Source organism: Vibrio sp. CAU 1672, assembly GCF_029223195.1.
Classification (GTDB): Bacteria; Pseudomonadota; Gammaproteobacteria; order Enterobacterales; family Vibrionaceae; genus Vibrio.
Window position 1 is genome coordinate 1 of sequence record NZ_JARHUF010000048.1, and the last position, 7,232, is coordinate 7,232.

Below are 7,232 nucleotides of genomic sequence, written 5' to 3' on the forward strand. Positions count from 1 at the left end.
CTCACTGAAACCACGTGAACTCACCACACCAGAGAAAGCGGCCTTTCAGCAAGCAAATCCGCTTTTAAAAAGATAAAACCACAGAGCTGAATTGCAGCGAAAACTATCGCCTCGTTTTGCCCCCCCTGTGTCAGGATAGATGTCACTGTTAAAAATTAACCAATTAGAGGGGCGGTAACAGAGGAATAGATGTCTCGTTATTCGCAAGAAAGAAAAGAAGCGATCCTGAAAAAGCTATTACCTCCTCACTCTCGCTCGGTGGCGGAAGTGGCAAAAGAGGAAGGTATTAGCGAAACAACCCTGTACAATTGGCGCAAACAACTTCGAGAGTCAGGAGCCGTTGTGCCAAATAACAATTCTTCTTCCGAGCAGTGGTCTGCACAAACCAAATTGGCCGTTGTCGCTGAAACGTTTTCAATGACAGAAAGCGAGTTAAGCAAGTACTGCCGAGAAAAAGGGTTATACCCAGAACAAGTACACCAGTGGCGCAACGAATGCATGCAAGGCTTTATGTCTTCCAAAGATCAAGAAGCCGAAGCAAAACGACAAGCCAAAGCCGATAAACTGGAAATCAAAGAATTAAAGAAAGAGCTTCGCCACAAGGAAAAAGCCTTAGCTGAAACCGCTGCCCTGCTGGTACTGAGAAAAAAGCTGAGAGCCTTTTACGGGGAAGAACCAGAGGACGACTAACCTCAACCGATGAAAGGCAGCGCTTAATTGCCCTTATTCATGACGCACATCAAAGCGCTTGCCGGTTAGAGAAGGCTTGCAGCGAGACCGAGATCAGCTTGCGTACCTACAGGCGCTGGTATCAAGACGGAGAAGTCCTTGAAGATAAGAGACCTCTCATTGATCGTCCCGCGCCTGTAAACAAGCTCACAGAACAGGAGCGACAAGCGATTATCGATGTCTGTAACCAGCCTGAGTATGCCAGTCTGCCACCGACTCAGATAGTCCCGACTTTGCTGGATAAAGGGGATTACATCGCATCAGAATCGAGTTTTTATCGCGTGTTAAAGGCAGAAGGCCAACTCAATCGGAGAGGGCGAGAACGCTGTCGCCAAAAAGCTTCCAGGCCGACGAGTTATACGGCAACAAAGCCCAATCAGGTTTACACCTGGGATATCACGTATTTACCCTCAGGCGTACGTGGTCGATTCTATTATCTGTACCTGATAGAAGATATCTACAGTCGTAAAGTCGTCGGTTATGAGGTCTATGAGCGTGAATGTGGCAAGCTGGCAGCGCAACTGCTGCAACGAACGTTGATGCGTGAACAATGCTTCAATCAACCACTGGTACTGCACTCAGACAACGGCAGCCCGATGAAATCCTTTACTCTGAAAGCGAAGATGGATGAGCTGGGTATCACACCTTCATATAGCCGTCCTAGAGTGAGTGATGATAATCCTTATGTAGAATCCCTGTTCCGCACCATGAAGTATGTGCCGAACTGGCCGTCAAATGGTTTTAACAGTCTTGAAGAAAGCCGAGACTGGGTAGAGTGCTTCGTTAGTTGGTATAACATGGAGCACAAACACAGCCGCTTGAACTATGTTACGCCAGCACAGCGTCATAGTGGTATAGATGGTGCCATATTGAGTAAACGAGAAAAGGTACTGACCGCGTTCCGTAACAAGAACCCAGAGCGTTGGTCGAGAAAGATAAGGAACTGTGAACCAATCGGAGACGTTCACCTTAATCCAGAAAAAGAGGCTGCTTAATTATTAAGCAACTAGTGACAACTACCTTGAAAAACACCGTGCCCCGCGCAGTCCGCACCAAAGAAGAAAACCGTCGACAAATGACAGACCAGAACTGAACCAAGAATCAGAAAAACGAAACTACAATTTGTGATGAGAACTACCTGAATTCAGCGCCGAAAATCAGGAATATTGCCCTAAAATTTTAGACTTTCTTCATCTAGCGTATAACGCTTTGTTAAGTTGCAGCTAACTGCCACGACACTCAAGCAAAGCCACCGTAATCACTAAACTCAACCGAACCAAAAATGCCACAGGTTAGCTGTCAGCTTGAACAATTTGTTATGTAGCGAGACAGTACGGTGAACTCATGGCTTGGTACCAAGGCGTTGAATATTAATCACATTACCCAACCCAATCACCGAAGTAAAACGGACAGCTGCCCAAATTGAAGCCAGTCGCTAAACGCACTTGGCAATGAAGCGACATTCGGTGACAGTCCAGACATTTCCGTACTTGCATGGCAAAGGATACTTTCGCTGATGCCAACTACAACGCCAACAAAACTCCCGTTTTCCGATACTGGTTCAGCAGCAGAGAAACAGCGGCATCGAACACCGCAAATGAGAAAGCCACAGTAAACGCCTTCAGTTCAGCGAAAATTTTATTCAAAGTGCCACCGGATAGATCGTGGCTAGGTGCTGACTGACAGGTGAAAAGCACGGCTACTGAACAAGGAAACTGTTCGATAAACCTGGCTAAAAACCTTGAACTCAAACAGCAACATAACGCCCTGTTAAGGGGTGAGCAACGCAATACCAAAGTCGCCGCATACCACCTTAAACACTTAAATCAACGCATAGTAAAAATGCCACGCGTTGCGAATCCCTCTTGAACAGTTTGTTATGTATTTTGGGTGCACAAATTTAATAGCAAACTTTATTATAGAGAATTTAATACCACTTCCTTAGAAACCTAAAGATTAGAGAAAGTAAAATAAATGCAATAAGACTTAAGTAAGCGCTCCATCTAACTTGTTCGGCGTTAAATTTATTTATCCTATGAAGACCATCAGAACTCGAAAGAAGAACTTCATCTCCAGCCTTAACATAAACAGTATAATAGATATTATTTACATGCGTTCTAACTAGCCCAACACTTAGATTTTCTGTATCTTTACGCGAACCATATCCTAGGGAATAGTAGTGATTTATTGAATTAAAGTCATACCATTGAACTTTAATATCGTGCTTGTATTCTTTATCAAAAAGAATTTGATAAGATAATCCACGACCAGCTGTACCATGCTTACCAGTTACCTCAGCCTTATGGTATAACACATCATTATCAGTGTATGGTCCCTCAATAACTCTATTTTCTACAACACATATCGACATAATAAAAATGGCCATGAGAATTCCAGGCGCATAATATGACCCACACATTCTCTTAACAGTACGAATCATGCTTTTACTCGTTTCTAGTTGCATTGGCAGTAGCTCCAACGTTAATTAGCCAGTTATCACTAACCCACTGATTAAAATACATAACGCCCAATTAAGTAGTGAGCAACACTGCCACCCACTTAGACCATTGTGCCGTAAACACTAAAGCTGATTCAAACCTAAAGTGCCAAGCGTTGCGAATCTGCTTAAATTGCTTGTTAGTTTTGAAGCTCACAGCCCATGAGAGACTTAACCGCCGGGTCCGTCCAAAGAATCAAAGACTCTGTGTAGACCTTAACATGACTTCCTGTTTCAGTTTTTTCTATATCAGCTAAATGGACTAGTTCACCATCTAAGTACTGCATTACCTCATACCCTAACGATGATTTATGAAACGTCACCATTGGGCTATAAACTAAATAGTCTAAGTTTTCCCATTTTTCAGTAATACAACTAGCAACAGCAGATGGACTCATCGAGCTAGATGACTGAAACACCGGCTCTGAATGACGAAGTTTTTGTGGTGTTGCCGCACATGCTGACAGCAACAATGCCATACTCATCATTATCAAATATTTCATTTAACCTCCATAAAAACTAACGCCGCGTTAAGTAGTGAGCAACGCTACCACCCAACCTAATCCATTGCACCATAAACACAAAACTTAACTTAGACTCAAAATGCCACGCGTTGCGAATCTGTCTTAAACGCTTTGTTATGTGCGTAGCCCTTTTACACTGATGCCAGGTACATTTTTAAAGCCCTGTCCCGTGTGTTGATCAACAAAAACAGTGGTTCGAATAAACTCACAACTTTCAACTGTACAGTTTCTAAATACGACTATACCTGTAAGGTACACATCCTCTGGTAAAACTATAACGTCACCGCACTCATTAAACCCTGAGTTTACATAGCTTCCGCCCATAATTGCTACAGCCCCAGGGCCAACAAACTTACAGCGTTTAAAATGTTTGTGTTCATGGAGTTGCAGTGTGGGCAACCTTAAGTCTTCGAGGGGGATAATAGTATCAGTGAAACTGTCTTGCAGAGGGTTAACTGAGTTTTTAGGTACTGATAAAGCTGCATGATAATCTGCTTGAGATTGCTTCAATATAGATGACTTTATTAAAAATAAAACTAGAGCTACAAAAACTGAGGTGATTACTCCAATGGAAACCCAGTATATTGGCCCAAGATCTTTGAGCACTGGGTCAGCTTTGGCAAGAAAACCCGTAATCGCACCACTACTTCCTATGAAAACTACAGTGACAATACGCCAGACCCACTCTGCTGCAGAGAGACCAGTTTCAAACAAGCTGACTGAGTTAATTATCCGACTTCTATTCACAACCACCTCAATTATCTAATATTTGATGAAGCACATAACGCCGCGTTAAGTAGTGAGCAACGCGACTACCTGACCTAAACCATTGTGCCTTAAACACAAAACTCAACTTGGACTGAAAACGCCAAGCGTTGCGAATCTGTCTTAAACGCTTTGTTATATGCTATCCGCACGCTGCGCTACTAATTGATACAAGTCAGCATAAATGTCGATTGATGGTTCACCTTCATCATAGGCATAGTCGGCTTTAGCTTCTTGAGCATAGCGGTACAACCAACCCGATGGATGTTTATCCTGAATAGAAATACGAGAATCAGATACTTGAGGAAATTGGTGACCAGTGATGTCTACGTACTTTCCATTAACTTCCACCCAAGCGTGTGAATTTATACCCGGGAATATCTCACTCTGTGTATTCGCACGAATGACTTTAACACCGGAAAATCCCCTCTCTGTTAGGTATGTACCCAATAAATCAGATACGACTCCACAGCTTCCACTTGGAAAGCTATTCAAACAAGCCCATCCATTACAGTCGAGCAACTTGTACGACTCAAACTCAATTAAGTACGCCAAAGCGTTTCTAAACTTATGTGTATGATAAATAAAAGACATATTTATTGTTTCCTCGACTTGCATATAACGCCCTGCTAAGGGGTGAGCAACGCAATACCGATGCCGCCGCATACCACCTTAATCACTAAATTCAACGCATAGTAAAAATGCCACGCGTTGCGAATCCCTCTTGAGCAGTTTGTTAGTTTTATAGATATCGATTGACTTCAGACTTATATAGCTTCATTACGCTTTCATATTTATTGTTTCCACGATTGCCTAAAGCTTGTATTGCATATTCTGCTGTAAACCTAAAATCGAGACTAGGATACAAGTTAACGAGCTGTTCCGATATTACATCAATTGTAGCCGCTACTTGTACTTTCCCTGGGTGTGAGCTTACATTCCATGCTAGCTTTGGAGAATGCTTCAAAATAGCCAGTAACTTCAGAATGCTCAACGCAACTTCTTTTTCTGGCTTATGAGAGCTACTGTATCTATTTGTTATCTCGTTAGGATACACAAACCACAGAAGCTCATCAAAAACAGAACAGTCAATAGGGTTTGTCTTCGGTACGACTATATTGTCAGGAATGTTCTTAAACTCAGCTACAACCTCGGGAGATACTGCCACCCGCATTCCCTTTAGCTGCCCTTCAAGCTTCACAGCTTCAGTAACCGCCCCACCGCAAATAAACATGCCGAGTTGCTTATTTACTTTGTCAGGTTCAACTATCTGCCCATACGCCAATCCACCACGGCACATTAAGCCACCCAATAGGGACTTCCACATAATCTCTCTAGCTGCATTGACAACTACATCGACATCTTCGGACCACAAAAAAGCACAATCAGACAATTGAGCAACTTTAATATTTTTACGATTCTCTGTTGCAGACACTAGAATGCGACGGAACTTCAGTAACAACTTGGCACAGAACTGATGCTCTGAAAATTTATTTTCATAACTAAATCTATGTGCCTCAAAGTGCTCTTTATTAATTTGTATAGAACCTTGGGTTAGAGCCCCGACACCTAAGATATCAACAAAAAATACTGCACCACTTTTTTCTATCACATTAATACCTCAGAACTGTGAATAAAACTAACGCCGCGTTAAGGGGTGCCGGCACGCAATACAAAAGCTACCGCACTGCGCCGTAAACACTGAACCCAACGCATATTAAAAATGCCACGCGTGCCAAATCCCTCTTAAACGCTTTGTTATAAGGTTTTATGCGACAAAACTTTTGCTTTCCAGTTTATAGGACTATTAGTTGGCACTAATGGTAGAGATATATTTCTTACAATAAAAGGTTCCAGACCATCTTGAAAAGCATCCATAGTCTTGACAATTTGGGACATGTTCGTGCGGCTTATATTAAGCTCGTATGTCTCTATTATCTGACCACTAGAAGATGAAAAAACTAAAGCCACATCGTATTTACCAACAGAAAACCATGATATCTTACGTTTAATAACCTTTGTTATTTCAACAAACAGTTCATCTGACACTTGAAAATTTGGGCCTTCAAATTCTAGACTGTCAACGTCAATACCTTTGGCTCTCATATCACTAGACCATTCGTATTTTTCTTGCTCAATTCTTTCATTTAAATCCCATAATTCAAACTCATCAACCTTAGCCATACGAGAGGAAAATGCAACACTATTTGACCAATTTTCACCAACTTGGAGGGATACTTCAGTGAACGGTTTCCACCGAGGTTGCTCAAATGAACCAAGAGATGGCAACAAATAAGAAGATGCCTCTGATTGATATGTAATATTTCCACTAGAATCTGAAATATACATTTCTATCGCTTTAATCCTGCCATACCTTTCCCCAACATTTGTTATGCTTACAGGAACAACATTCGTCATACCAATAAAAGGATTGACCTGAACCTGTATAAATTTGGATTCTGCAATATCAAAATCCTCTTTATCAAACCATTCATGAGCTGGTGGGAATTGCGAGAGTGCTATAGCAACTATCGCAACCAATAATGACAAAAAATCAATTTTATCCTTGTTAAAATATTTCATTACATATCCTTATAACGCCCTGCTAAGGGGTGAACAACGCAATACCGAAGCCTCCGCACACCACCTTAATCACTAAAATCAACGCATAGTAAAAATGCCACGCGTTGTGAATCCCTCTTGAGCAGTTTGTTAGT

The 7,232-nt window shown here is 41.9% G+C and carries 7 protein-coding genes; 1 reads left to right on the forward strand and 6 read right to left on the reverse strand.

The annotated features are described in order from the left end of the window. Window positions 1–189: 189 nt before the first annotated feature. Window positions 190–1,724 (forward strand): IS3 family transposase gene (locus P2G85_RS20915; RefSeq protein ID WP_275865961.1). Its coding sequence is split into 2 segments (ribosomal slippage): window positions 190–652 and window positions 652–1,724, totalling 1,536 coding nucleotides; the frame shifts between segments, so codons are not numbered across the junction. Window positions 1,725–2,656: 932 nt separating this feature from the next. Here the strand turns inward: P2G85_RS20915 and P2G85_RS20925 are convergent. From P2G85_RS20925 to P2G85_RS20955, 6 genes are all read right to left on the reverse strand, one after another. Further along, entirely contained in the window at window positions 2,657–3,193 is a 537-nt protein-coding gene (locus P2G85_RS20925; RefSeq protein WP_275865962.1) for a hypothetical protein, read from the reverse strand. Between the two features lie 173 nt (window positions 3,194–3,366). Next, the gene (locus tag P2G85_RS20930) at window positions 3,367–3,729 is read right to left on the reverse strand and encodes a hypothetical protein (protein ID WP_275865963.1); all 363 of its coding nucleotides are present in this window, start codon (window positions 3,727–3,729) and stop codon (window positions 3,367–3,369) included. 135 nt (window positions 3,730–3,864) lie between these two features. Further along, on the reverse strand, window positions 3,865–4,497 hold the full coding sequence (locus P2G85_RS20935; RefSeq protein ID WP_031815769.1) for a hypothetical protein: 633 nt from the start codon (window positions 4,495–4,497) through the stop codon (window positions 3,865–3,867). A gap of 153 nt (window positions 4,498–4,650) precedes the next feature. Then, window positions 4,651–5,109, reverse strand: a complete 459-nt coding sequence (locus tag P2G85_RS20940) for a hypothetical protein (protein WP_275865964.1) — start codon at window positions 5,107–5,109, stop codon at window positions 4,651–4,653. Between the two features lie 148 nt (window positions 5,110–5,257). Beyond that, window positions 5,258–6,127 carry a hypothetical protein gene (locus P2G85_RS20950; RefSeq protein ID WP_258427838.1) on the reverse strand — a complete coding sequence of 290 codons (870 nt, stop codon included), beginning with the start codon at window positions 6,125–6,127 and terminating at the stop codon, window positions 5,258–5,260. Between the two features lie 146 nt (window positions 6,128–6,273). Beyond that, complete coding sequence (locus tag P2G85_RS20955; RefSeq protein ID WP_275865965.1) at window positions 6,274–7,098, reverse strand: hypothetical protein; 825 nt, start codon at window positions 7,096–7,098, stop codon at window positions 6,274–6,276. Window positions 7,099–7,232: the final 134 nt, after the last annotated feature.